The organism is Oceanihabitans sp. 2_MG-2023 (assembly GCF_030547245.1).
GTDB lineage: Bacteria > Bacteroidota > Bacteroidia > Flavobacteriales > Flavobacteriaceae > Oceanihabitans.
This window is the reverse complement of record NZ_JAUOQT010000025.1, coordinates 1-792: the sequence shown is the minus strand read 5'-3', so window position 1 is coordinate 792 and position 792 is coordinate 1. Positions and strand designations below refer to the sequence as shown.

Here is a 792-nt window from a genome sequence, read left to right as displayed (position 1 = left end):
TCAGTTGCACTTTTGTTACTTCTGAATTTCCTTCGGAAATTCCTCGCTAACAAAAACGCAACTTTCCATACACAAACTCGTTGGCAAACATTTAAGCAAAACCCCGAACTGAATTGAAAAAAGATATAGAAATTGGAAATTGGGTTAATTCTTATTCGAAAGGTATTTATAGAGTTGAAAAGATATTTGACAGATTTTATGATGAAAGTTCAGCATTAATTCCTGAAAATCGAAAAATTGGAGATAATCAAAAAAGTATTGTATTAACAAAACGGTTTTTGAACTCTAAATTTAACAAGTCCTTGAGTTATGAAAGTTGTGACGAATCCTTTATTTCACATTTGACAAAAAAACAACTTACAGAATTAAATAAAGTGATTTCAGAAAAACCACAACTAATTTCTGAACTGAATGAATATGAAATACCAACTCTAAAGACAATTTACAATTCGGATTTACAAATTGACAATGAAACCGATTTACAGCAAGTAAATAAACTTATTGAATTTATAAAAAATGGAAAATCGTTTCTGGAAATTAAAGCAGAAATGGAAAGATTAGATATTTTACGATTAAAACCAAAGCATTTTGGGAATTATAAACTTCAGTTGCTTAATTTTAATGAAGAATATATTAATAAACGGAAAATTTGGCGTGACGCTGAATTGAATAAAAACTAACTGAATAAAAAACGATTTGCCAACACTGTATATAATTTATTGCTAGTTCTAGCCTACTTACGAAAATCCTCGCGGATTTTCTATTCGGTTTTTATTTGCTAACTTAGTTGCT

Annotated in this window: 1 protein-coding gene; it reads left to right on the top strand. The window is 28.8% G+C overall.

Annotated elements, in window-relative coordinates; all coding sequences use genetic code 11:
* Window positions 1-113: 113 nt before the first annotated feature.
* Window positions 114-680 carry a hypothetical protein gene (locus tag Q4512_RS16360; protein ID WP_303426459.1) on the top strand — a complete coding sequence of 189 codons (567 nt, stop codon included), beginning with the start codon at window positions 114-116 and terminating at the stop codon, window positions 678-680.
* Window positions 681-792 lie beyond the last annotated feature (112 nt).